Below are 876 nucleotides of genomic sequence, written 5' to 3'. Positions count from 1 at the left end.
CCTCCATCTTGCTAGGCGCCAGGAGGTGTCTGGCGTCCACGGTCGAACTGGAAAGGATGTCGAACGGCCGCCCCGCAGCACGAACGATGTTGAGACGGACAGGGTCCTGGCACGGTAGGTCGAGGGCTCCCGACTGGCTCAGAAGCCGCGAGGGGGTCATGGTCGGGCGCCGGATGTCGGCGTCAATCACCAGCGTCTTCAGGCCCGACATCGAGTAGAGCGTAGCGAGATTGCTGGCCACCGAACTCTTCGAACCGTCGTTGGATACGGCAGTCAACCCAAGAAACCTGATCGGGCGGCTGGTTTCCGCAAGGCTTATCTCGGTTCGCACTTTTCTCAGGCTATGGCTGTATCGGGATTGCGGAGATCTTGCCACTTGGTCGACAAGGCCCGATCTTCTGCCGATCGGCGGCAGTTCTCCGAGGCATTCGACGCCCAGATTGTCGCGGATCTGTCGTGGCGACCTTATGGTCCAGTCAAACGCGTGCCTTACAAACGCAAGTCCAATACCGAAAATGAGACCGGCAACCACCGCGAAGGCCAGCATCAACTTCGGCCTTGGAGCGCTCGGATTGAGCGGCGCCGTCGCAGCTGTGATGACCCTTGCATCGGCAACCGGATACGACTGTTGGCTTACCGAGTTGGTGTAGGCCTGCAAGAAGCTCTCGTACATCTTCTGGTAGGTTTCAGCCGTCACCTCAAGTTCTTCGAGCGTCGGCTCAGCACTCGTCCCGTCTGCTTTGGCTTCAATGCCGACGCTGTAGTCGTGCCGTGACCGGAACTGCTGCGCTTTTGCCATGGCCTCATTCATTTGAGCTCGCAGCTGCTGAAGCCGCATTTCCAGCCACGCGCCTCCTTCCTTGGCTGCGTCAGTCT

1 protein-coding gene is annotated in these 876 nt (G+C 59.6%); it reads right to left on the bottom strand.

The window, feature by feature from the left end:
- The coding region (locus tag EN914_RS36890) for a GNVR domain-containing protein (protein ID WP_281034707.1) at positions 1-876 on the bottom strand (876 nt) is incomplete at both ends.

This window comes from Mesorhizobium sp. M7A.F.Ca.CA.001.08.2.1 (genome assembly GCF_003998455.1).
In the GTDB taxonomy this organism is placed as follows: Bacteria; Pseudomonadota; Alphaproteobacteria; order Rhizobiales; family Rhizobiaceae; genus Mesorhizobium; species Mesorhizobium ciceri.
Note: the sequence above shows the minus strand (reverse complement) of the source record. Positions and strands in the feature narration are given on the sequence as shown.